Source organism: Aliiroseovarius sediminis (genome assembly GCF_022678485.1).
Classification (GTDB): domain Bacteria; phylum Pseudomonadota; class Alphaproteobacteria; order Rhodobacterales; family Rhodobacteraceae; genus Aliiroseovarius; species Aliiroseovarius sediminis.
The window spans coordinates 164,645-186,826 of the sequence record NZ_JALBYP010000035.1 but is presented as its reverse complement, the minus strand read 5'-3'; the positions used below and the strand labels follow the sequence as shown (position 1 = coordinate 186,826).

General features: G+C 58.9%; 23 protein-coding genes. 11 read left to right on the top strand and 12 right to left on the bottom strand.

The genetic code is table 11. The features are described from left to right. Window positions 1-3 precede the first annotated feature (3 nt). Window positions 4-165 (top strand): cbb3-type cytochrome oxidase assembly protein CcoS, encoded by a 162-nt coding sequence (ccoS, locus tag MN186_RS12355; RefSeq protein ID WP_242114671.1) that lies wholly within the window; start codon window positions 4-6, stop codon window positions 163-165. 4 nt (window positions 166-169) lie between these two features. Here ccoS and MN186_RS12350 read toward each other — a convergent pair whose 3' ends face one another. Both MN186_RS12350 and MN186_RS12345 read right to left on the bottom strand, forming a co-directional pair. Then, window positions 170-787: a response regulator transcription factor gene (locus MN186_RS12350; RefSeq protein WP_242114670.1), complete on the bottom strand. Its 618-nt coding sequence runs from the start codon at window positions 785-787 to the stop codon at window positions 170-172. A 163-nt stretch (window positions 788-950) separates the two neighbouring features. Beyond that, the gene (locus MN186_RS12345; protein WP_242114669.1) at window positions 951-1,550 is read right to left on the bottom strand and encodes an arylesterase; all 600 of its coding nucleotides are present in this window, start codon (window positions 1,548-1,550) and stop codon (window positions 951-953) included. A gap of 81 nt (window positions 1,551-1,631) precedes the next feature. Here MN186_RS12345 and MN186_RS12340 point away from each other — a divergent pair, with 81 nt between their 5' ends. Next, window positions 1,632-2,300: an ABC transporter ATP-binding protein gene (locus tag MN186_RS12340; protein WP_242114668.1), complete on the top strand. Its 669-nt coding sequence runs from the start codon at window positions 1,632-1,634 to the stop codon at window positions 2,298-2,300. Then, the gene (locus MN186_RS12335) at window positions 2,297-4,822 is read left to right on the top strand and encodes an ABC transporter permease (protein ID WP_242114667.1); all 2,526 of its coding nucleotides are present in this window, start codon (window positions 2,297-2,299) and stop codon (window positions 4,820-4,822) included. The genes MN186_RS12340 and MN186_RS12335 overlap by 4 nt, the downstream gene beginning before the upstream one ends. A 14-nt stretch (window positions 4,823-4,836) precedes the next feature. Here MN186_RS12335 and MN186_RS12330 read toward each other — a convergent pair whose 3' ends face one another. From MN186_RS12330 to MN186_RS12285, 10 genes are all read right to left on the bottom strand, one after another. Continuing rightward, window positions 4,837-5,550, bottom strand: coding sequence for a ZIP family metal transporter (locus MN186_RS12330; protein WP_242114666.1), 714 nt, complete (start codon window positions 5,548-5,550; stop codon window positions 4,837-4,839). Beyond that, a complete protein-coding gene (locus MN186_RS12325; RefSeq protein WP_242114665.1) occupies window positions 5,550-6,329 on the bottom strand; it encodes a succinate dehydrogenase iron-sulfur subunit in 780 nt (259 codons plus the stop codon). Before MN186_RS12325 ends, MN186_RS12330 begins: the two co-directional genes overlap by 1 nt. Before the next feature lie 12 nt (window positions 6,330-6,341). After that, on the bottom strand, window positions 6,342-8,147 hold the full coding sequence (gene sdhA, locus MN186_RS12320) for a succinate dehydrogenase flavoprotein subunit (protein WP_242114664.1): 1,806 nt from the start codon (window positions 8,145-8,147) through the stop codon (window positions 6,342-6,344). Window positions 8,148-8,165: 18 nt separating this feature from the next. Beyond that, window positions 8,166-8,537, bottom strand: coding sequence for a succinate dehydrogenase, hydrophobic membrane anchor protein (gene sdhD / locus MN186_RS12315; RefSeq protein WP_242114663.1), 372 nt, complete (start codon window positions 8,535-8,537; stop codon window positions 8,166-8,168). Between the two features lie 10 nt (window positions 8,538-8,547). Beyond that, entirely contained in the window at window positions 8,548-8,931 is a 384-nt protein-coding gene (gene sdhC, locus MN186_RS12310) for a succinate dehydrogenase, cytochrome b556 subunit (protein ID WP_242114662.1), read from the bottom strand. A 252-nt stretch (window positions 8,932-9,183) separates the two neighbouring features. Next, window positions 9,184-10,218: a MaoC family dehydratase gene (locus tag MN186_RS12305; RefSeq protein ID WP_242114661.1), complete on the bottom strand. Its 1,035-nt coding sequence runs from the start codon at window positions 10,216-10,218 to the stop codon at window positions 9,184-9,186. After that, entirely contained in the window at window positions 10,218-10,421 is a 204-nt protein-coding gene (locus MN186_RS12300) for a DUF1737 domain-containing protein (RefSeq protein ID WP_242114660.1), read from the bottom strand. The genes MN186_RS12305 and MN186_RS12300 overlap by 1 nt, the downstream gene beginning before the upstream one ends. A 2-nt stretch (window positions 10,422-10,423) precedes the next feature. After that, window positions 10,424-10,972 carry an NnrU family protein gene (locus MN186_RS12295; RefSeq protein WP_242114659.1) on the bottom strand — a complete coding sequence of 183 codons (549 nt, stop codon included), beginning with the start codon at window positions 10,970-10,972 and terminating at the stop codon, window positions 10,424-10,426. A gap of 14 nt (window positions 10,973-10,986) precedes the next feature. Next, entirely contained in the window at window positions 10,987-11,835 is an 849-nt protein-coding gene (locus MN186_RS12290) for an HpcH/HpaI aldolase/citrate lyase family protein (RefSeq protein WP_242114658.1), read from the bottom strand. A gap of 111 nt (window positions 11,836-11,946) precedes the next feature. Then, the gene (locus MN186_RS12285) at window positions 11,947-12,705 is read right to left on the bottom strand and encodes a sulfite exporter TauE/SafE family protein (protein ID WP_242114657.1); all 759 of its coding nucleotides are present in this window, start codon (window positions 12,703-12,705) and stop codon (window positions 11,947-11,949) included. A gap of 158 nt (window positions 12,706-12,863) precedes the next feature. Between MN186_RS12285 and mdh the strand changes: the two genes are divergently transcribed. The 8 genes from mdh to MN186_RS12245 all read left to right on the top strand — a co-directional run bounded on the left by mdh (window position 12,864) and on the right by MN186_RS12245 (window position 22,158). Further along, entirely contained in the window at window positions 12,864-13,826 is a 963-nt protein-coding gene (mdh, locus tag MN186_RS12280) for a malate dehydrogenase (protein ID WP_242114656.1), read from the top strand. 267 nt (window positions 13,827-14,093) lie between these two features. Next, entirely contained in the window at window positions 14,094-15,287 is a 1,194-nt protein-coding gene (gene sucC / locus MN186_RS12275) for an ADP-forming succinate--CoA ligase subunit beta (protein WP_242114655.1), read from the top strand. A 38-nt stretch (window positions 15,288-15,325) separates the two neighbouring features. After that, window positions 15,326-15,808 carry a hypothetical protein gene (locus MN186_RS12270; RefSeq protein WP_242114654.1) on the top strand — a complete coding sequence of 161 codons (483 nt, stop codon included), beginning with the start codon at window positions 15,326-15,328 and terminating at the stop codon, window positions 15,806-15,808. Window positions 15,809-15,850: 42 nt separating this feature from the next. Next, window positions 15,851-16,735 carry a succinate--CoA ligase subunit alpha gene (sucD, locus tag MN186_RS12265; RefSeq protein ID WP_242114653.1) on the top strand — a complete coding sequence of 295 codons (885 nt, stop codon included), beginning with the start codon at window positions 15,851-15,853 and terminating at the stop codon, window positions 16,733-16,735. A 59-nt stretch (window positions 16,736-16,794) separates the two neighbouring features. Next, window positions 16,795-19,773 carry a 2-oxoglutarate dehydrogenase E1 component gene (locus MN186_RS12260; protein ID WP_242114652.1) on the top strand — a complete coding sequence of 993 codons (2,979 nt, stop codon included), beginning with the start codon at window positions 16,795-16,797 and terminating at the stop codon, window positions 19,771-19,773. A 3-nt stretch (window positions 19,774-19,776) separates the two neighbouring features. Further along, entirely contained in the window at window positions 19,777-21,279 is a 1,503-nt protein-coding gene (gene odhB, locus MN186_RS12255) for a 2-oxoglutarate dehydrogenase complex dihydrolipoyllysine-residue succinyltransferase (protein WP_242114651.1), read from the top strand. A gap of 6 nt (window positions 21,280-21,285) precedes the next feature. Continuing rightward, window positions 21,286-21,708: a hypothetical protein gene (locus MN186_RS12250; protein ID WP_242114650.1), complete on the top strand. Its 423-nt coding sequence runs from the start codon at window positions 21,286-21,288 to the stop codon at window positions 21,706-21,708. 60 nt (window positions 21,709-21,768) lie between these two features. Further along, window positions 21,769-22,158 (top strand): MAPEG family protein, encoded by a 390-nt coding sequence (locus tag MN186_RS12245; RefSeq protein ID WP_242114649.1) that lies wholly within the window; start codon window positions 21,769-21,771, stop codon window positions 22,156-22,158. Window positions 22,159-22,182 lie beyond the last annotated feature (24 nt).

Here is a 22,182-nt window from a genome sequence, read left to right as displayed (position 1 = left end):
CCTATGAACGTGCTTGTCTATCTGATACCCGCCTCGCTTCTGCTTGGGGGTCTTGGGCTGGCCGCGTTTTTCTGGACCCTGAAAAGCGAGCAATACGAAGACCCCGAGGGTGACAGCCACCGCATCCTTAGCGACCGTTGGGATGACGCCCCGCCCGAGGAATAAGCGATCAGACCAATCCGCGGTCGCGGGCGATCATCGCCGCATGGGTGCGGTTGCGCGCGCCCAGCTTGCGGATCACCGACCGCATATGCATTTTTACGGTGACCTCTTTAATGCCGAACGTATGGGCGATCTCCTTGTTCTGCTGGCCATCGCACAACAGAGCCAAGATCTGTCGTTCACGACGCGATAGCAAACGATCCTTAACGGGCGTCTCGAACGCCCCTTGTGGCAATACGATCACGTCGTTGGGTCGCTGAACAAGCGTCAGGATCGCGGGCAGATCATCGGGCGTAAGGGATGCGGGTACGCATGCCACAACCCCCAGCCGCAGCGCCTGACGGGCCACAGCAACCGATGGCGTATGGGTCAACAGGATCAACCGAGTGCGCGGTGCAAGCTTGATCAGCCGGCCCAAGGCCTTCAGCCCACCCAACCCCGGTGTGCCGAAATCGACTGCGACAACCGCTGGTTTCTGGTGATCGTGTAACCAGGCTTCGGCCTCTCGTGTCGTGACACAGACCGAAAGCAGATCATCGCGCCCTGTTTCCAGCGCAGTGTGAAAGCTGCGTTGGATTGCAAGATCCTCGGTCAATAGAAGGATGTCCACTCGGGCGCTCCGCATCGTGTGATTGGGTCGGCTTCCGGCAAAGCCAATTGTTCAAGGCGCAACATTCGCATAGTGACGCCGCCACGAACAGGTGTCAGTAGGGATAGGTTTCAAGGTGAAAAACATATACGAAAGTCGGTTTTACCCTGCCGCCGACCATCCACCGGGCGCGGGCAGGTTACGGCAAAGCGGCCCGCACAGCTGGGCCCATCGCCTGCACAATTAAAGATACACCTTCTGCGGATGGGTGCAGGCCGTCAGGTTGAAGATATTGTAACGCATCCGTGGCCGATCCCGCCGCATCTGTCAGTCCCTTCAGAAAGCTCGGAAAAAATGGGACATCATAAGTTTGGGCAAGGTCGACAAAAAGCTGTTCAAACTCGGCCTTGTATTTTGGGCCATAGTTGGCTGGCCCCGGCATTCCGATCAAAAGCGTCGGCAAGTCACGTGTCGACAGCGTCGCAAGGATGGTGTCAAGGTTGTCGCGCGTAACGGCAGGATCAACCCCGCGCAGCATGTCGTTGGCCCCCAATGCGACCAGCACCGCGTCAACCTCGTCCGTCAGAACCCAGTCCAGACGCGCGGCGCCTGCCGCCGTCGTATCACCCGATACACCAGCGTTGATCACCGTGGCCTCGACGCCGTTGCCGTTCAGCCAGGCCTCCATCTGCGGCACGAAGCCATCCTCTTGTGGCAACCCGTATCCTGCGGTCAGGCTGTCACCCAGCGCCAATATGGTCACGCCCTCGGCCCGTGCCACCCCGGACAACGCAACCATGATGGCCAAACACTTGAGAAGCCGGGTCAAAACCCCATATGCACTTGGTATCAACATCATTTCCCCCAAACAGGATTTTCGATGACAAAGCCGATCATAACGCTGACCGACGCCTGTCTGACGCTTGGTCATAATGCCGGACGAACCGAGATCCTCAAGGGCATCGACATGAATGTGAACATGGGTGAAACGGTGAGTCTAACTGGGCCGTCAGGGTCGGGTAAATCTTCACTTCTGATGTTATTGGGCGGGCTAGAGCAAGCCACCGCTGGGTCGGTTCACGTTCTTGGTCACGATCTGGGCGCGATGGGCGAGGATGATCTCGCGCGGTTTCGCAGGGATAATATGGGGATCGTATTTCAGTCGTTCCACCTGATCCCCACCATGACCGCGCTGGAAAATGTCGCAACACCGTTGGAGCTGGCCGGCGCTGCGGATGCCTTCGAGCGCGCGGCGCAGGAATTGGACGCTGTCGGCCTGTCCCACAGACTGGACCACTATCCCAGTCAGATGTCCGGCGGCGAACAACAGCGCGTGGCCTTGGCCCGCGCCGCCGCCCCCCGGCCCAACATTCTGCTGGCGGATGAACCCACTGGCAACCTTGACCGCACGACCGGCGAAGGCATCATGGACCTTCTGTTTCACCTGCGCGACCGCCACGGCGCGACGCTTATCCTTGTCACCCATGCGCCCGAACTTGCCGAACGCTGTGATCGGATTTTGCATATTCAGGATGGATTGCTGACATGATGCAAAGCCTTGCCATGGCGGTGCGTCTGGCCCGGCGCGAGATGCGCGGCGGTGTGCGTGGTTTTCGCATTCTGCTGGCCTGTCTGGTCCTTGGTGTCGCTGCCATCGCCGCCGTTGGCAGTGTGCGGGAAGGGTTGCGCACCGGGCTTGCCACGCAAGGGGCGGTGCTGCTCGGGGGCGATGCGTCGGTATCGTTTACTTATCGGTTCGCGGGCGAGGATGAGGCAGCAATACTGGCCGCAAACAGCGACGCGATGACCGTCACCGCCGATTTCCGGTCGATGGCTGTCGTGGGCGACGATCGCGGGTTAACTCAGATCAAAGCGGTCGACGATGCGTACCCTTTGGTTGGCGAGGTTGAACTCGCCCCGCCCATGTCTTTGCGGGCTGCGTTGAACGGGCAGGGCGGTCTGCCCGGTGCGGTAATGGACGATCTGTTAATGACGCGTCTGGGCCTGCACAAGGGCGACAGGTTTCAACTGGGGGGTGCCGAGTTCGTTCTTATGGCTGAACTGGTGAAAGAGCCAGACAATGCTAGCGCGGGCTTCAGCCTTGGCCCACGGACGATCGTCCGCCGGACTGCGCTGGATGGATCGGGGCTGCTGACAGAGGGGACGTTGTTTAACAGCCACTACAAGCTTCGATTGGCCGAAGGCGCCAGCCTGAATGCGGTCCGGGCGACCATCATGCCGACCCTGGAACCCAATGGCGCCCGGTGGCGGGACGCTCGCAACGGAGCCCCCGGGCTGCGGCAATTGGTGGATCGGCTGGGCGCATTTCTTGTGCTGGTCGGGCTTGCCGGGCTTGCCGTCGGCGGGGTCGGAATTTCGGCTGCTGTTCGGGTGTATCTGGATGGTAAGACCGAGACAATTGCGATCTTACGTGCGCTGGGAGCGTCGCGGAACATCTTATTTCTTACATACTTCCTGCAAATTGGCCTTTTGACCTTGGTTGGCGTTGCGGTTGGGCTTCTGCTGGGCGTTCTGATCCCCGTCGCGCTCGCCCCCCTGATTGCACAGACGCTTCCCATCACGGCCGAGATCTCGATCTACGCCCGACCGCTGCTTGAGGCTGCGCTTTACGGTATACTGGCCGCTCTTCTGTTCACGCTTTGGCCGCTTGCACGCACCGAGCAAGTATCGCCGACGGCGTTGTTCCGTGATGCCGCCCTTGGAATATCGCGCTTGCCGCGTCCGGTATTTGTTGGGTTGTCCGTGATGATCCTTGCGCTGCTGATCTGGTCTGCCGCGCATCTCTCCGGGATGCCCCGATTGGCAATCTGGAGCTTTGCGGGCCTTGCCGCAGCCTTTGCCACGCTTGTTCTGACGGGGTTGGCGGTGCGACGCGCGGCGCGATGGCTGGGCCATCAGAAAGCCCTGCGCGGCTGGCCTACACTTCGCATGGCGCTGGGGGCGGTTGGCGGCCCGGGCGGCGAGGCTGGGGCGGTCGTCATGTCGTTGGGCCTTGGCTTGTCGGTGCTGGCAGCCGTTGGCCAGATCGACAATAATTTGCGCGGTGCTATCGCTCGTGATCTGCCAGACGTTGCCCCCAGCTTTTTCGTGGTCGATATCCAATCCGACCAGATCGACGGAGTAACTGCACGGCTGGCAGACGACCCCGCGGTTAGTCGGATTGACACCGCACCAATGCTGCGCGGCATGATCACCCGCATCAACGACCGCCCGGCGCGCGAGGTCGCGGGCGGACATTGGGTCGTGCGCGGGGACCGTGGCCTGACCTATTCCGCCACCCCGACCCGGACCACGGTTGTCGCTGGTGAATGGTGGCCCCAGGATTACGAGGGTCCGCCTCAGATCAGCTTCGCCGCTGAAGAAGCGCAGGAAATGGGCATAGGTATTGGCGATAACCTGACCGTGAATATTTTGGGCCGTGACATCACCGGTCAAATCACCAGCCTGCGTGAGGTCGATTTTAGCCAGGCCGGGATGGGGTTTGTGATGACCATGAATCCCACTGCGCTAGCAAGCGCGCCACACAGCTATATCGCCACGATCTATGCCGATGAGGCAGGCGAGGGGGCGATCTTGCGTGAACTTGGCCGGGCCTATCCGAATATCACGCTGATCTCGGTGCGCGACGCAATCACGCAGGTGACGGGGATCATGGGGCAGGTGGCCGCCGCAATCACTTATGGTGCGATGGCGACTTTGTTGACCGGTTTTGTCGTGCTGATGGGCGCGGCGGCTGCGGGTGAACGTGCGCGGACATACGAAGCCGCTGTGCTGAAAACCCTTGGCGCCACGCGTCCTGCGATCCTGACGAATTTCGCCATCCGCTCGGCCGTGTTAGGTGCGGCGGCTGGTGTGATCGCGGTGCTGGCGGGCGGCTTGGCGGGATGGGCCGTCACGCATTACATCATGGAAGAACGTTTTGCCTTTGATGCATGGAACGCGATTGCGATTGTGTCGGGCGGTGTGTTGGCGACGGTGTTGGCGGGGCTGTTCTATGCGTGGCGCCCGCTGTCGTCCCGCCCCGCACAGGTGCTGCGCGCGCGCGAATGATCCCCTCGGATCGCTTACAGCGTCAGGATATGCCCGCCCAGCCCCAACGCGAACCCAAGGATAGCGCCCAAGGGCGGGGACCATTCCCGTTCGACCGGCACCTGCGGCGCGATGTCCTGAAACATCAGATACAGAATTCCGCCCGCTGCAAACAGCATCAAGATGCCCAACAGGGCGGGCGCACTGGCAAACAGTGTCATGCCAAGGGTGGCGGCAATCGGCCCGGCAGGCACCAGCGCAACGAATAGCAACAGCCGCCTGCCATGCGACTTTGATGACGTTTCCACCAGCTCGCGATCAGCATTGAACCCCTGCGGCAGGTTTTGTGCGCCGATCAGGGCGGCAAGTAGAAGGGCAAGGCTGGGTTTAGCGGTCAGGATGGCGCCCATCGCGATGGCCTCGGGGATGAAATCCATCAGCATTGCCATGAACTGCGCCTTGGACCCACCGCGGCGAGACAGCGCAATATCGGCGGCCAAAGCTGCCAGCGCCCCGAGAAGCACCGGCACGACCGCGATTAAGCCGGGTACGCGGTCGATGCCTTCCGGGATCAAAACCAGTGCCACCGCCGATAACAACGCACCGGCCCCGAACGCCATGACCCAATGGTTTGTTTCGTTGCGAATCCAGCCGGGTAAAAGCCGATCAAATCCGGCAAGCCACGCCCCAAAAGGAATGGCCGCCCCGGCAAGGGCGGCCAATGATATTGCATAGATCAGATCGCTCATCACAGTTGGCGTTCGACCATCATCTTCTTGATTGACGCAATCGCTTCGGCCGGGTTCAGACCTTTCGGGCACGTCTTCGTGCAGTTCATGATCGTGTGGCAGCGATACAGCTTGAAGGGGTCTTCTAGCTCGTCCAGCCGTTCACCAGTTGCCTCATCGCGCGAGTCGATGATCCAGCGATAGGCATGAAGCAGCGCGGCTGGCCCAAGATAGCGATCGCCGTTCCACCAATAGCTGGGGCAAGCGGTCGAGCAGCTGGCGCACATCACGCATTCATAGAGCCCATCCAGCTTTTTGCGATCCTCGATGGATTGCTTCCACTCTTTCGCGGGGCGATTTGTCTTGGTTTCCAACCACGGCATGATCGAGGCGTGCTGCGCATAGAAATGCGTCAGGTCCGGGATCAGGTCGCGCACCACGGGCATGTGCGGCAGGGGGTAGATTTTTACGTCGCCCTTGATCTCGTCCATGCCATAGATACAGGCCAGCGTGTTGATGCCGTCAATGTTCATCGCGCATGACCCACAGATCCCTTCGCGGCACGACCGGCGGAAGGTCAGGGTGGGATCAATCTCGTTCTTGATTTTGATCAGCGCGTCCAGAACCATCGGCCCGCAAGTGTCCATGTCGACGAAATAGGTGTCGACGCGCGGGTTTTCGCCGTCATCCGGCGTCCAGCGGTAAATCTGGAACTTGCGGACATTGCTTGCGCCCTCGGGCTTGGGCCAAGTCTTGCCTGTGCGGATGGTCGAGTTCTTCGGAAGCTTGAATTGAACCATATCGTGTCCTCCTTAGAACGTCCGCGCTTTAGGCGCGATTTTCTCGAGGCTGATGCCACCTTCATTTTCGGTGGTCAGCGGATCAGTAATCACGGGGCGATAGCTAAGGTCAACCTTGTTGCCATCAACGCGGCTGACGGTATGAACGCGCCAGTTTTCGTCGTCACGCTTGGGGAAATCCTCGTGGGCGTGCGCCCCGCGGCTTTCTTCGCGCGCGACGGCGCCGTGGATCGTAGCGAGCGCGTTGGGCATCAGGTTGGTCAGTTCCAATGTCTCCATCAAGTCCGAGTTCCAGATAAGCGACCGGTCGGTGACAGCCAGATCGTCCAGCTTGGCGGCCACCTCGGTCATTTTTTCAACGCCTTCCTTCATGGTCTTGGCGGTGCGGAAAACAGCGGCGTCGGCCTGCATGGTTTTCTGCATCTCAAGCCGTAATTCGGCGGTGGGCACGCTGCCCTTGGCATGACGCAACCCATCGAACCGATCGAATGCCTTATCAACAGATGCCTGATTCAGAACCGGGTTCGATGCTTCCGCATCCACCACCTTGCCCGCGCGGATCGCAGCGGCGCGGCCAAAAACGACAAGGTCGATCAGCGAGTTCGAGCCAAGCCGGTTCGCCCCGTGCACAGATGCACAGCCCGCTTCGCCTACGGCCATCAAGCCCGGCACAACAGCGGTTGGGTCGTCCTTGGTCGGGTTCAACACTTCGCCCCAATAGTTCGTGGGAATACCGCCCATGTTATAGTGAACGGTGGGCAGAACCGGGATCGGTTCCTTATTCACGTCAACGCCAGCAAAAATTTTGGCGCTTTCCGAAATGCCGGGCAGGCGTTCGGCCAGCGCTTCGGCTGGCAGGTGGTCGAGGTGCAGATAGATGTGATCTTTTTCAGGACCAACACCGCGCCCTTCACGGATTTCCATCGTCATCGAGCGGGACACGTAATCGCGCGGGGCGAGGTCTTTATATTGGGGCGCATATCGCTCCATAAACCGTTCGCCTTCGCTGTTCACCAGATAGCCGCCTTCGCCGCGCGCACCTTCGGTGATCAGACAACCCGAACCGTAAATGCCGGTCGGGTGGAACTGCACGAACTCCATATCTTGCAGGGCCAGGCCCGCGCGTGCCACCATGCCGCCACCGTCGCCGGTGCATGTGTGGGCCGAGGTCGCCGAGAAGAACGCGCGCCCATAACCGCCCGTGGCCAGAACGACCATCTTGGCGTTGAAAACGTGCATCGTGCCATCGTCGAGCTTCCAGCACACAACGCCCTGACATTCGCCGTCATCAGACATGATCAGGTCGATCGCGAAGTATTCGACATAGAATTCGGCGTTGTTCTTTAGCGACTGGCCATACAGCGTGTGCAGGATGGCGTGGCCGGTCCGGTCGGCGGCGGCGCAGGTCCGTTGCACGGGGGGGCCGTCGCCAAATTCGGTGGTGTGTCCGCCAAACGGGCGCTGGTAAATCTTGCCCTCGTCTGTGCGCGAGAAGGGGACGCCGTAATGTTCCAGCTCATAAACCGCTTTAGGCGCTTCACGGGCCAGATATTCCATCGCATCCGTGTCGCCCAGCCAGTCCGAGCCTTTGACGGTGTCATACATGTGCCACTGCCAATTGTCCGGGCCCATGTTGGACAGGGACGCGGCAATGCCGCCTTGTGCGGCGACAGTGTGTGAGCGGGTCGGGAACACTTTGGTCACACAGGCGGTGCGCAGACCTTGTTCGGCCATACCAAGCGTCGCGCGCAGACCAGCGCCACCGGCACCGACCACGACCACGTCATAATCGTGCGTTTCGTATTCGTAAGCTGCCATTTGGGTTGCTCTCCGGTCTTAGAACGCGATGCGGGCTAGGCCATACAGGCCAACTGCAAGCGTGGTATAGGATAGGGCGGTGAAAAGTATCACGAGAGCCTTTTTGGTAAGGCCGCGAGAATAATCTTCGATCACCACTTGGATGCCGTGACGAAAGTGAACCATCGCGGTCACAAGTGTCATGGCGGCAATGATGGCGGGGAAGGGGCGTTGATAATAAGCCAGCGCCTCTTCATATGGCATGCCAAGGGCGCTGCCGAACGTTAGCGCGAAAAGCGGCATCAGGATCAGCAGGCCAACGGCCGAAATCGCCTGACCCCAGAAGTGTTCGGTGCCAGAGCCAGAGGCCCCTTTGCCCTCAGCCCGTTTGCGGTCGGTCAAATAATGCATGTCTGCCCCCTTACACGATCACGGCGACGATGATCGCCAGAATGACGGACCCGGCAATGACACCAATGCCCATCTTTTCGGCGGTTTCGATGTCCAGGCCGATGCCGATATCCCAAATCAGGTGACGCAGGCCGGACAGCGCGTGATAGCACAGCGACCAAAGCGCCAGGAACATGATCACATCACCGATGAACGAGGTCATCAGACCATTCACAACGTCATAATACTCCGGGCCTATCGCTGCCGCGGCGAACCACCAGACGACCAGAACCGCGGCACCCAACAGAGCGATTCCCGTGATCCTTGCGAAGATCGAGGTAATGGAGGTCAACTGCGGACGGTAAATTTGCAAATGCGGAGAAAGAGGGCGATCACCCCTATTCACGTCGGCCATGACGGCGTCCTTTCGTCAGTTTAGACAGTTACGACAGGCATAACCCCCTTATCGGACAGAGTCACGCCTTGTGCGTTGGAAAACACATGGAATTTACACGAATAAGATGGGAATGAAGGGTTTGTGATCACGAAAATTCTGGATGTGATCACAGTTCCTGGTCCGCGTAAGTCTGACTGAAAAAATCAGGGACTCGGGGTCGCTGCGTCTTGGCCTGTGCAGCCGACGCGGGTCCCACATCTCACTTGGCGCTTATTTCGGCATCAACGCCCAATAATCCAGATCCAGCATGACCCCGGGCAGATACTTGCCGTCGTCGCCTTTCAGCGCGAAATCGGTCGTTCCGTGCTTGACGGCAACCAGACGCAGCCGGATCGCACCTACGCCCGGGGCATCGGTGTCGGCTTTGTCCAGCACCTCGGACCAGGCGCGGATCGTGTCACCTGCGAAACAGGGGTTCGCGTGTGCGCCGCCGTTCAGGCCCACGATCATCTGCGCATTGGCCAGCCCGTTGAACGACAAGGCCCGCGCCATCGAGATCACATGCCCGCCATAAATCAGCCGATGCCCGTCAGGACGGAATGTGGCGTCGAAATGAACCTTGGCTGTGTTCTGCCACAGGCGGGTGGCCAGCATGTGTTCTGCTTCTTCGACTGTTACGCCATCCACATGGTCGATCTTTTCACCGACCTCATAATCGCCCCAGCGATGCGCCTCGCCGGCTTGGGTGAAATCATACCCTTCGAAGGACAGCCCGGCGGGGATCGCCAGATCGCCCGCGTCAACCACATCTTTCAGGTCGGGGATCACGGTGTCGGGTGCGCGAGCGTCCAGATCGCCTTTGCGGACCATCACCCAACGCACATATTCCAAAACCGGCTCGTCCATCTGGTTCACGCCGCGTGTGCGCACCCAGACGACGCCGGACTTGCCGTTGGAGTTCTGCTTGAGCCCGATCACCTCGGACGAGGACCGCAGCGTATCGCCGGGATAGACCGGTTTCAGCCACCGCCCTTCGGCGTAGCCAAGATTGGCCACGGCGTTCAGGGAAATATCGGGAACCGTCTTGCCGAACACGATATGGAAAGCGATCAGGTCATCAATGGGCGAGCCGTCCAGCCCGCAATTGCCTGCAAACTCGTCCGATGAATACAGCGCATGACGGGCGGGATAGAGCGCATGATACAGCGCGCGTTCACCTTCGGCCACCGTGCGCGGCACGGCGTGGTGGATCACATCGCCTAGCTTGTAGTCTTCGAAAAAGCGGCCGGGGTTGGTTTTCGCCATCAGTGCTCTCCCAGTTTCGTATCAGGGGTGTAGTCGCCGGGAACGACCTTCACGACTGCCTGCGCGCAGCGCATTTTGCCAGAGGCCGCGTCGTGGGCATAGGCGGGGTCGCCGTGCAACTCCCACCCCTTGTTCAGGGCGGCGGTGACTTTGTGGCAGAACGCCGATGTGTCGTCTTCGGTCAGCAGTCGATAAAGCTTCATCGCTACCCTCCGAACACTGCGGGGCCGACCAGCCCGTGAATATAGCCGATGATCACGGTCAGGATCGCTGACGCCGCAAGAAACATGCCATCCTTGGCGATAGTGCCCTTGGGGTGCGGGGTCCAATCCGGCTCGGCCCGGTTGATCACGATGATTTCGGCGACTGCCCAGATTGTCAGGGCGCCGAACAGGATGATCGAGGCAAAGTCGGGGTTCACCACGATATGCGCCACGCTCCAGATGATGAAGCCAGTCAGCATCGGGTGGCGCATCTTGTAAAACAGCGCGCCTTTCGACGGGCCGGGGCTCATGAAATAGATCGCGAACAGAATGGCCAGATTGTTGATATGTTTCAGGAAAGACGGATAGGCAAACAGGTCATAGCTTTCCACGCTGCGATAGCCGATGACCATCACGACAATGCTGACGACGAGGATCAGGGCCGAAACACCTTTCGCCTTGTCGCCCATGGCGGCGTGGCGCGCGGGCAGGGCGCGTTTCCAGAAATGCCCGGCATACCAAAGGGCGATGCCGATAATCAGGATGGTCATGTGTGTTCTCCGCTTTAGCCGGCCGTCTTGGCGATAGCGTCTGCCTTGGCCAGAATTCCTTTTGCCGTCACAACATGCAGGTTTTCGACGATTTTACCATCCACAACCGCGACGCCTTGGCCCGACGCCTCGGCTTCCTCGAACGCGGCAATCTGGCGCTGGGCCAGGTCGATCTCATCTTCGGATGGGGCAAAGGCGGTATTTGCGATGTCCAGTTGCGCAGGGTGGATCAGGGTTTTCCCGTCCATCCCCATGTCGCGACCCTGATCGCATTCGGCCTTCAGCCCCTCGTCATCCTTGAAGGCATTATAGACACCGTCGATGATCACCACGCCATGTGCCTTGGCCGCCAAAAGGCACAGATGCAGCCCGCCCATCATCGGCAGACGATCAGCGCGGAAGCGGGTGTTGAGTTCCTTGGCAAGGTCGTTGGTGCCCATCACAAACCCCTTCAGGCGCGGGTGGGCAGCAATCTCGGCGGCGTTCAACATGCCAAGCGGCGTTTCCATCATCGCCCACAGATCCACGTCGGGGATCAGGGCGGCCAGTTCATCCAGCTGCGCCGCTGAATCAACTTTTGGCATCAGGATCGCGTCGATATCCGCGCCAACGAAGGCGGCCACGTCGTCTTTGCCCCAGTCGGTGTCAAACCCGTTGATGCGAACGATCTTGGCGCGGTTGCCGTAACCACCCTTGTTCAGTTCGGCTTTCAATGTTGCACGTGCCGCGACCTTCGCATCGGGCGCGACGGCGTCTTCCAGATCGAAGATGATCGCGTCGGCAGGCAACCCGCGTGCTTTCTCTAGCGCACGCTCTTTCGAGCCGGGGATATACAGGACGGAACGATATGGACGAGTGGACATGATTCTGGACCTCCGCAATATTGTTGCGCAAGGGATCACATCTGCGCACCATTTCGCAAGGCCAGATTTGCCGCGGCGCAGAAATTTTTGCCGAAGCCGGGATGCGGCGGGCTAGGTCAGCCCCTCCCAAATCAGTTTCGCGCCAGTCAAGATCAGGAACAAATAGGTGAAGGCAAAGAAGACCCGTTCTGACAGCCGGTGATGCAAATGAACGCCGATCCAGACGCCGATGATGGCAAATGGGATCAGGAACAGATCTGCCTTGGCGGTTTGCCATGTGAAAATCCCCAAAGCGAAATAGGGGATAAATTTCAAAAGGTTGATTGCCCAGAAACAGATTACTGTCGTTGCTTGAAACGTTGTTTTATCAAGGCGGCGCGACAACAGAAACACCGCCGCAGGTGGTCCGCCAGCATGGCTGATGAAGCTGGTGAAGCCTGCAACCAACCCCCAGAACCCGCCCAGACCGGCAGACATCGGCTTTGGCGCCGGCGTGATCCAACCGCGTGCCCTCGCCACTTGAAACACAACAAACCCGACCGCTATCAGGCCAATCAGCAACCGAAAGATGTCGGGCTCTGCGAAAGAATATAAAGCCGCCCCGATCGCAACACCCGGCACCGTGCCCAACAACAGCGCTTTCGCCGACGGGGCATCCCACTTGCCCCAATAGGGTTTCAGCGCGGTCACATCCATCATCATCAACAGTGGCAACATCAGCCCGATCGCCGCACCGGGTTCCAGAATCAGCGCCAGCAACGGCGTGGCTGCAAAAGCAGCGCCAGACCCGAAGCCGCCCTTCGAAATGCCTGCAAAGATAACCGCAGGGATCGCGAAGGCAAAGAATGTCAGGTCAAGTACCTCGGGCATCGTGGTCCCCTCAAACCGCTGGAAAATGACAGTTTTAGCGCTATCGCGTGAAGCGGTCGGTTGCAACAGCCACCCCATGCCGCAGCGCAGCGCCCTTGCGCGAAGGGCGCATAAGGACTACGCATGCGCCCGAAAACAACTGATCGGAGATCAACCTCATGGCCAGACCTAAGATTGCGCTTATCGGCAGCGGCATGATTGGGGGCACTCTTGCCCACCTTGCTGCATTGAAGGAAATGGGCGATGTCGTCTTGTTTGATATCGCAGATGGTGTCCCGCAGGGGAAAGCCCTGGATATCGCTGAAAGCGGCCCCGTCGAAGGGTTCGACGCCGCGCTGTCCGGCACGACATCTTACGCTGACATCGCTGGTGCAGATGTGTGTATCGTCACCGCCGGCGTGCCGCGTAAACCGGGGATGAGCCGCGACGACCTGTTGGGCATCAACCTGAAAGTCATGAAATCTGTCGGCGAGGGCATCAAGGCCAACGCGCCCGATGCGTTCGTGATTTGCATCACCAACCCGCTGGACGCGATGGTTTGGGCGCTGCGCGAGTTCTCGGGCCTGCCGCACAACAAAGTCGTTGGCATGGCCGGCGTTCTGGACTCGGCACGGTTCCGTCACTTCCTGGCGGAAGAATTCGACGTATCCATGCGCGATGTCAGCGCGTTCGTTCTGGGCGGCCACGGCGATACCATGGTCCCGCTGACCCGTTATTCGACCGTTGGTGGTATCCCGCTGCCGGATCTGGTCAAGATGGGTTGGACCAGCCAGGAAAAACTGGACGCCATCGTGCAACGCACCCGTGACGGAGGTGCCGAGATCGTGGGCCTTCTGAAAACTGGGTCGGCGTACTATGCTCCCGCAGCCTCCGCGATTGAGATGGCACAGGCCTATCTGAATGACCAAAAACGCTTGCTGCCCTGCGCGGCTTATGTGGACGGTGCATACGGGCTGGACGGCTTCTATGTTGGCGTCCCGACCGTCATCGGTGCCAACGGCATCGAAAAAGTGGTCGAGATCAAGCTGAACAAGGACGAGCAAGCGATGTTCGACAAATCTGTCGACGCTGTTAAAGGTCTGGTTTCGGCCTGCAAGGGCATTGACGACACTTTGGCTTAAGTCGATCTGTCGATCACAAAATTGGGCGTTCCTGATTGGGACGCCCTTTTTGTTTGGCTGCCACGCTTGCCCGTGTACCCTTAGAATCAAGCGAATTAGGCAATGTTGCGCAGGTGAAGGTTTTTGTGATCACAGGTTTTGACGTGTGATCACAAAAAAGACGGGTTTAGCGTTAAAACCTTAAAATCCGCAGAAAGTGTTTTCGACAACCGCTCCTTTTGTGCATGGTGTCCCCGACCAAATGGACCAACTGGATAGGATGACTTCATGAATATTCATGAATACCAGGCGAAAGCCCTTCTGAAATCCTACGGCGCCCCCGTTTCTGATGGGCGCGCTGTTCTGAGAGCAGAAGAAGCCAAGACCGCCGCAGGTGAACTCGACGGCCCCCTTTGGGTGGTCAAAGCGCAAATTCACGCAGGTGGCCGTGGCAAAGGGTCCTTCAAGGAAGCCGGCGCAGGCGACAAAGGCGGTGTGCGCCTGACCAAATCGGTGGAAGAAGCCGCCGAAGAGGCCAAGAAGATGCTGGGCCGCACGCTGGTCACGCACCAGACTGGCCCGGCGGGCAAACAGGTCAACCGCATCTATATCGAAGCCGGTTCGGGCATCGAGCGTGAACTTTACCTCGCTCTGCTGGTGGATCGCCAGACCTCGCGTATTTCTTTCGTCTGCTCGACCGAGGGCGGCATGGACATCGAAGAAGTCGCCGCCGCGACCCCTGAAAAAATCCTGAGCTTTTCGGTCGATCCGGCGACGGGTTACCAAGGCTTCCACGGCCGCCGCATCGCGTTCTCATTGGGCCTTGAAGGCGCACAGATCAAGCAATGCGTCAAACTGATGGGCCAGCTTTACCAAGCTTTCGTTGAGAAAGACATGGAGATGCTGGAGATCAACCCGCTGATCGTGTCCGACAGCGGCGATCTGAAAGTGCTGGACGCGAAGGTTAGCTTTGATGGCAACGCGCTCTATCGTCACTCGGACATTGCCGAGCTGCGCGACACCACCGAAGAAGACCCCAAAGAGCTGGAAGCGTCGAAATACGACCTGAACTACATCGCTCTGGACGGTGAGATTGGCTGCATGGTGAACGGTGCTGGTCTGGCGATGGCCACGATGGACATCATCAAGCTGTACGGTGCTGAACCCGCCAACTTCCTTGATGTTGGTGGCGGCGCGACCAAAGACAAAGTGACCGAGGCCTTCAAGATCATCACCTCGGACCCACAGGTCAAAGGCATCTTGGTCAACATCTTCGGCGGCATCATGCGCTGTGACGTCATCGCCGAAGGCGTTGTCGCGGCTGTGAAAGAGGTCGGCCTGCAAGTTCCGCTGGTCGTGCGCCTTGAAGGCACCAACGTGGATGAGGGCAAAGCCATCATCAACGGTTCTGGCTTGAACGTCATCGCGGCAGATAACCTGTCGGACGGGGCTGAGAAAATCGTGAAAGCGGTGAAGGGCTGATGGAGCGTCGCCTTACTCTTATAGCCACCGTCGTAGGAATGAGCGCGCTGCTTGCCGCCTGTGTGGGGAACCAGAGCGGGTCTGCGACTCGTTCCGCGGCAGAAACGATTACGAGCAAGGCCCAGAATTTTGTTTCGATCTGCGTGCCAGTGGTTCTTGCCTCTGATAATCGAGAGGCGGTGATGACTTCGAAGGGGCTTAAAAAAGGCGTGTTTGCATCCGGTCGCAAGATCGGACATCGGACTTGGGTTCACGCAGGGACAGAGCCCGATGATAATTGCCGAATGTCATTTGGCAACGTCTGGCCACGTAATGAGGTCATGAACATCGCGATAACGTCAAAGTTGCAGCAAGCAGGGTTCAAGCCAACCGGCCAAAATCTACCGATCTCGGGTGGGCCGCTTTCCGGAACGGGCGCTTCCAGCCGCGCTGTATTTTCCAACGGCGCCCAGAAACTCACTCTAGAGGTCGCCGGTGGAAACAGCACCGGACCCATTTGGGCCCTACGCGCACTAAAATAATGGTGCCTCAATCGGCACCCCGCACATAAAGGAGACTCCCAAATGGCAGTCCTTATCGACGAAAACACCAAGGTCATCTGTCAAGGCTTCACTGGCTCGCAGGGCACCTTTCATTCGGAACAGGCCATTGCGTATGGCACCAAGATGGTCGGTGGTGTGACGCCGGGCAAAGGTGGGCAGACGCATCTGGACCTTCCGGTCTTCAACTCGGTGCACGAGGCGAAAGCCAAGACCGAAGCGAACGCGAGCGTCATCTATGTGCCGCCGCCCTTCGCAGCGGACTCGATCCTTGAAGCGATTGACGCGCAGATGGAGCTGATCGTTTGCATCACGGAAGGTATCCCGGTGCTGGACATGATGCGTGTGCAGCGTGCGCTTGACGGCTCAAAAAGCCGCCTCATTGGCCCGAACTGCCCCGGTGTCATCACGCCGGATGCCTGCAAGATCGGCATCATGCCCGGCCACATCCACAAACGTGGCTCGGTTGGTGTTGTGTCGCGTTCCGGCACGCTGACCTATGAGGCTGTCAAGCAGACCTCGGATATTGGTCTGGGCCAGTCGACCGCTGTCGGGATCGGTGGCGACCCCATCAAAGGCACCGAGCATATCGACGTGCTGGACATGTTCCTGGACGACGACGAGACCCAGTCGATCATCATGATCGGTGAAATCGGTGGCTCGGCCGAAGAAGAAGCGGCTGAATTCCTGGCTGACCAGAAGAAAAAAGGCCGCTGGAAGCCAGTTGCAGGCTTCATCGCGGGCCGCACGGCGCCTCCGGGTCGTCGGATGGGCCATGCAGGCGCGATTGTCGCTGGCGGTAAAGGTGGGGCCGAGGATAAGATCGAAGCCATGCGCGCGGCAGGTATTGTGGTCGCCGACAGCCCCGCTACACTGGGCGAGGCCGTGCTGGAAGCGATCGGCAAATAAGCAAGCACTTCGCGCGCCCTTTCCCGGGGCGTGCGTTTACTAATTTTCAGGTGACACCCATGACGGATCAGAGCCCGAACGACCTTTTCCATGCCTCAAGTTTCATGCAAGGCCACAACGCCGAGTATCTTGAGCAGCTATATGCGCAATATATCAAAAACCCCGATGCAGTCGATGCCGCATGGCATGCATTTTTTGCCGAGCTTGGGGACGATGGCGCGGATGTGACCGCCGAGGCGGCCGGGCCGTCATGGGCGCGTAATGATTGGCCCCCGATGCCGGGTGGGGACCGTGTTCACGCGCTGGACGGACAGTGGCCTGAAGCGCCCGAAGCGGATGCCAAAGCGGCAGGGAAGAAGATCGAAGCGAAAGCGGCTGAGAAGGGCGTGAAGCTGTCGGACGATCAGGTCAAGCGGGCCGTGCTGGACAGTATTCGCGCGCTGATGATCATCCGGGCCTTCCGTATTCGGGGCCACTTGGCGGCTGATCTTGACCCGCTGAACATGCGCGACGAAAGCGAACATCCAGAGCTTGATCCAGCCTCTTATGGCTTCACCGAAGCGGATATGGATCGCCCAATCTTCATCGACAACGTGTTGGGGCTGGAGATCGCATCGCTGCGACAAATCCTGGAAATTGTCAGAAGTACGTATTGCGGTACCTTTGCACTGCAATTCATGCATATCTCGGACCCGGTCCAATCAGCTTGGCTGAAGGAACGCATTGAAGGATTTGACCGCGAAATCACGTTCACTCGCGAAGGTCGAAAGGCCATCCTGAACAAGTTGGTCGAGGCCGAAGGGTTCGAAAAGTTCCTGCATGTCAAATACATGGGCACCAAGCGGTTCGGCCTTGATGGCGGCGAGGCGCTCATCCCTGCGATGGAACAGATCATCAAACGCGGTGGTCAGCTTGGTCTGAAAGATATCGCCATCGGGATGCCGCACCGCGGGCGCCTGTCGGTGTTGGCGAACGTCCTGCAAAAGCCTTACCGTGCGATCTTCAATGAATTTCAGGGCGGCAGTTTCAAACCACAAGAGGTGGATGGCTCGGGCGACGTGAAATATCACCTTGGCGCCAGCGCTGACCGTGAATTTGACGACAATGTCGTGCATATCAGCCTGACCGCGAACCCATCCCACCTTGAGGCCGTGAACCCGGTTGTTCTGGGCAAGGTGCGTGCAAAGCAAGAGCAGTTGAACGACAAAAACCGTGATCAGGTGCTGCCGATCCTGTTGCACGGGGATGCCGCGTTTGCTGGTCAGGGTGTTGTGGCGGAAGGCTTTGGCCTGTCAGGTCTGGTCGGTCACAAGACCGGTGGCACGATGCATATCGTCGTGAACAACCAGATCGGGTTTACCACGGCCCCCCACTTCTCTCGCTCGTCGCCCTATCCCACGGATATTGCGCTGATGGTGGAAGCGCCAATCTTCCACGTGAACGGGGATGATCCGGAAGCTGTGGTCCACGCCGCGCGCGTCGCGACCGAGTTCCGTCAGAAATTCCACAAGGACGTGGTTCTGGATATCTTCTGCTATCGCCGGTTCGGTCACAACGAAGGTGACGAGCCGATGTTCACCAACCCGCTGATGTACAAGAAGATCAAGAAGCACCCGACAACGCTTCAGATCTACACGGATCGGCTAGTGAACGACGGGCTGCTTCCGGCAGGCGAGATTGAGGACATGAAGGCCGCCTTCCAGGCCAAGATGAATGATGAGTTCGAGGCCGGAAAAGACTTCAAACCGAACAAGGCTGATTGGCTGGACGGGCGTTGGTCGCATCTGGGTCGAAAGAACGAGGAATATCAGCGCGGCACAACCGAGATTGCGTCGGAAACCCTGACCGAGGTTGGCAAGGCGCTGACCGGGGCGCCCGAAGATTTTCCGCTACATAAGACCGTTGGCCGCCTTCTGGACGCCAAGAAAGAAATGTTCGAAACCGGTAAGGGCTTTGACTGGGCCACCGCAGAGGCGTTGGCGTTCGGGTCATTGCTGACCGAGGGATTTCCGGTGCGCCTGTCCGGCCAGGACGCAACGCGCGGCACATTCAGCCAGCGGCACTCGGGGCTGATCAATCAGGAAACCGAAGAACGTTACTATCCGCTGAACCACATTCGTGACGGGCAAGCCCGTTACGAGGTGATAGATTCGATGCTGTCAGAATACGCGGTGCTTGGTTTCGAATATGGCTATTCGCTGGCCGAACCCAACGCCTTGGTGATGTGGGAGGCGCAGTTTGGCGACTTTGCCAACGGCGCGCAGATCATGTTTGACCAGTTCATCAGCTCGGGCGAAAGCAAATGGTTGCGCATGTCGGGTCTGACCGTCCTTCTGCCGCATGGCTATGAGGGGCAGGGGCCGGAACACAGCTCGGCCCGGCTGGAACGTTTCCTGCAAATGTGTGGTGGTGATAACTGGATCGTCGCCAACTGCACGACGCCAGCCAACTACTTTCATATTCTGCGCCGCCAGATGCACCGCGGATACCGCAAGCCGCTGATCCTGATGACGCCGAAATCGCTTCTGCGTCACAAACTGGCGGTGTCGGATGCCGAAGACTTCACCGAAGGGTCCAGCTTCCACCGCGTGTTGTGGGATGATGGCGACCGCGACAACGGGACGGGCCGGTCCGACGCCAAGCTGGTTAAGGACGACAAGATCAAGCGCGTGGTGATGTGTTCGGGTAAGGTCTATTTTGACCTGCTGGAAGAACGCGACAAACGCGGGATTGAGGATATTTATATCCTGCGCCTTGAACAATTCTATCCCTTCCCCGCGATGTCGATGGTGAAGGAACTGGAACGTTTCAAGCAGGCCGAGATCGTCTGGTGCCAGGAAGAGCCCAAGAACCAAGGTGCTTGGACTTTCGTTGAGCCGAATATCGAATGGGTACTGACCCGGATCGGGGCCGATCATACGCGCCCCAATTATGCGGGGCGCCCGGCTGCGGCCTCGCCTGCCACGGGTCTGGCCTCAACCCACAAAGAACAACAAGAGGCGCTCGTGGACGCGGCGCTGAACATGGAAGGAAATTAAGCCATGAGCATTGAAGTAAGGGTCCCCACGCTGGGTGAAAGCGTCACGGAAGCGACCGTCGCCACATGGTTCAAGAAACCGGGCGATGCGGTCGCGGTCGATGAAATGCTGTGTGAGCTTGAGACCGATAAAGTCACCGTCGAGGTGCCATCGCCCGCCGCTGGCACAATGGGCGAAATCGTCGCCGCCGAAGGCGAAACGGTTGGTGTCGACGCGCTTTTGGCTACGATCAGCGAAGGCGAAGGAGCGGCCCCCGCGCCAAAGGCCGAGCCGAAATCCGACGCAACCCCAGCAAAATCGGACGATGACGCCGCACCGATTGATGTCATGGTTCCCAGCCTTGGCGAAAGTGTGACCGAGGCGACGGTGTCAAGCTGGTTCAAGAAAGTCGGCGATGCGGTCGCGCAGGATGAAATGCTGTGCGAACTTGAAACCGACAAGGTTTCGGTCGAAGTGCCGGCCCCAGCAGGTGGCGTTCTGGCCGAAATTCTGGCCCCCGAAGGCACAACGGTTGATGCAAGCGCCAAGCTGGCGGTGATCAGCGGTGGCGCGGATGGCACGGTCGAACCCGCCCCGCGCCCGAGTGACGAGCAATCAGAACCCGCCGCCAAGGGCAAGGACGTCGAAGACGCCCCGTCAGCCAAGAAAGCGATGGCTGAGGCTGGTCTGAAATCGGGCGATGTGGAAGGCACAGGCCGTGACGGTCGCGTGATGAAGCATGATGTGGCCGCCGCCGTAACGGCGACGAAATCTGCCGCTTCTGCGCCCGCAGCTGCACCTGCCGCCCCCCGTGCCGCCGGTGATGCGTCGCGCGAAGAGCGTGTGAAGATGACGCGCCTGCGCCAGACCATCGCGCGCCGTCTGAAAGACAGCCAGAACACCGCCGCCATGCTGACCACCTATAACGAGGCGGACATGACCGAGGTGATGGCCCTGCGCAACGAATACAAAGCCGAGTTTGAGAAAAAACACGGCGTGCGTCTGGGCTTCATGTCGTTCTTCACCAAGGCTTGCTGTCACGCGCTGAAAGAAGTGCCCGAGGTGAACGCCGAAATCGACGGCACCGACATCGTCTACAAGAACTACGTGAACATGGGCGTCGCCGCTGGCACCCCCACGGGTCTTGTGGTTCCGGTGATCAAGGACGCAGACAGCATGTCCTTTGCCACCATCGAGAAAGCGATTGCCGAAAAGGGTCGCCGCGCCCGTGACGGCAAACTGTCGATGGACGAAATGCAGGGCGGCACCTTCACCATCTCGAACGGTGGTGTCTATGGCTCGCTCATGTCCTCGCCGATCCTGAACCCGCCGCAATCGGGTATCCTTGGCATGCACAAAATTCAGGACCGCCCGATGGCGATCAACGGAGAGGTCGTCATCCGCCCGATGATGTATCTGGCGCTGTCCTATGACCACCGGATTGTGGACGGTAAAGGTGCTGTGACGTTCTTGGTGCGCGTGAAAGAGGCGCTGGAAGATCCGCGTCGGTTGTTGATGGATTTGTAAGCTACGATGGATATTGTCGGCGGCCTCACTGCAGCGAAACTAGCTATCGATCTCGCGAACGATCTTCGCGAGATCGATAAATCTGTCGATGAGGCTGCTTACAAAATGAAGCTGGCGGAGCTTATGTCAGCATTGGCAGAAGCCAAAATGGCGCTTTCGGATGCGAAGTTGGCAATCTCACAAAAGGATGACAAGCTTGCTCAAGTTCAGCGGCGTTTGGATGAAGCTCTCAATGGTGAGTATTGTCCTAAGTGTCGCAGTGGACGTCTCGGTTTAGAAAGAAAAGAACCACACACTCAATTTGGAGCGCTCCACTACGGCGTGGAATGGCATCGGTTTAGTTGCGACAACAATGAGTGTGAGTATACCGAGAAAAAGTTAAGTGATCCGCACGGGGTCTTAAAAGAATTAGCGCGAAAGAGTCGTTGATAACGCACGTGTGCCTAGCGAGGTGATCCGTCGATAGGCCGAAATGGTGGATAAATTAGCATGACCCCCGAACTCACCATCCTCGCCCTCGCGGCCCTATTCCAAGTGGTCCAGTTCACTATTTACTCGGCGCTTGCACAGATGCAGGTGGGGTCGAAATACGCGGCCTCGCCCCGTGATAAGCCGCGTGAACTGACGGGCAAGGCGGGCCGGGCGCAGCGGGCGTTGAACAACCATTTCGAGGGGTTGATCCTGTTCACTGCCGCTGTGGTGGTTGTCACGATGTCAGACCAGTCCACCGCAACGACCGCGACATGCGCTTATATCTATCTAGGCGCGCGGCTTTTGTATCTTCCATCCTATCTGTTCGGTTGGACGCCGTGGCGGTCGTTGATCTGGTTCGTGGGCTTCATCGCGACGGTGGTGATGTTGATCTCGGCGCTCATATGAATATCACTAGTTAAACATGCTCCG

Bases quoted from the DNA above. Each gene is read 5' to 3' on its own strand.
- ccoS (WP_242114671.1), top strand. From the start codon at position 4: ATGAACGTGCTTGTCTATCTGATACCCGCCTCGCTTCTGCTTGGGGGT.
- MN186_RS12350 (WP_242114670.1), bottom strand. From the start codon at position 787: ATGCGGAGCGCCCGAGTGGACATCCTTCTATTGACCGAGGATCTTGCA.
- MN186_RS12345 (WP_242114669.1), bottom strand. From the start codon at position 1,550: ATGGTTGCGTTGTCCGGGGTGGCACGGGCCGAGGGCGTGACCATATTG.
- MN186_RS12340 (WP_242114668.1), top strand. From the start codon at position 1,632: ATGACAAAGCCGATCATAACGCTGACCGACGCCTGTCTGACGCTTGGT.
- MN186_RS12335 (WP_242114667.1), top strand. From the start codon at position 2,297: ATGATGCAAAGCCTTGCCATGGCGGTGCGTCTGGCCCGGCGCGAGATG.
- MN186_RS12330 (WP_242114666.1), bottom strand. From the start codon at position 5,550: ATGAGCGATCTGATCTATGCAATATCATTGGCCGCCCTTGCCGGGGCG.
- MN186_RS12325 (WP_242114665.1), bottom strand. From the start codon at position 6,329: ATGGTTCAATTCAAGCTTCCGAAGAACTCGACCATCCGCACAGGCAAG.
- sdhA (WP_242114664.1), bottom strand. From the start codon at position 8,147: ATGGCAGCTTACGAATACGAAACGCACGATTATGACGTGGTCGTGGTC.
- sdhD (WP_242114663.1), bottom strand. From the start codon at position 8,537: ATGCATTATTTGACCGACCGCAAACGGGCTGAGGGCAAAGGGGCCTCT.
- sdhC (WP_242114662.1), bottom strand. From the start codon at position 8,931: ATGGCCGACGTGAATAGGGGTGATCGCCCTCTTTCTCCGCATTTGCAA.
- MN186_RS12305 (WP_242114661.1), bottom strand. From the start codon at position 10,218: ATGGCGAAAACCAACCCCGGCCGCTTTTTCGAAGACTACAAGCTAGGC.
- MN186_RS12300 (WP_242114660.1), bottom strand. From the start codon at position 10,421: ATGAAGCTTTATCGACTGCTGACCGAAGACGACACATCGGCGTTCTGC.
- MN186_RS12295 (WP_242114659.1), bottom strand. From the start codon at position 10,972: ATGACCATCCTGATTATCGGCATCGCCCTTTGGTATGCCGGGCATTTC.
- MN186_RS12290 (WP_242114658.1), bottom strand. From the start codon at position 11,835: ATGTCCACTCGTCCATATCGTTCCGTCCTGTATATCCCCGGCTCGAAA.
- MN186_RS12285 (WP_242114657.1), bottom strand. From the start codon at position 12,705: ATGCCCGAGGTACTTGACCTGACATTCTTTGCCTTCGCGATCCCTGCG.
- mdh (WP_242114656.1), top strand. From the start codon at position 12,864: ATGGCCAGACCTAAGATTGCGCTTATCGGCAGCGGCATGATTGGGGGC.
- sucC (WP_242114655.1), top strand. From the start codon at position 14,094: ATGAATATTCATGAATACCAGGCGAAAGCCCTTCTGAAATCCTACGGC.
- MN186_RS12270 (WP_242114654.1), top strand. From the start codon at position 15,326: ATGAGCGCGCTGCTTGCCGCCTGTGTGGGGAACCAGAGCGGGTCTGCG.
- sucD (WP_242114653.1), top strand. From the start codon at position 15,851: ATGGCAGTCCTTATCGACGAAAACACCAAGGTCATCTGTCAAGGCTTC.
- MN186_RS12260 (WP_242114652.1), top strand. From the start codon at position 16,795: ATGACGGATCAGAGCCCGAACGACCTTTTCCATGCCTCAAGTTTCATG.
- odhB (WP_242114651.1), top strand. From the start codon at position 19,777: ATGAGCATTGAAGTAAGGGTCCCCACGCTGGGTGAAAGCGTCACGGAA.
- MN186_RS12250 (WP_242114650.1), top strand. From the start codon at position 21,286: ATGGATATTGTCGGCGGCCTCACTGCAGCGAAACTAGCTATCGATCTC.
- MN186_RS12245 (WP_242114649.1), top strand. From the start codon at position 21,769: ATGACCCCCGAACTCACCATCCTCGCCCTCGCGGCCCTATTCCAAGTG.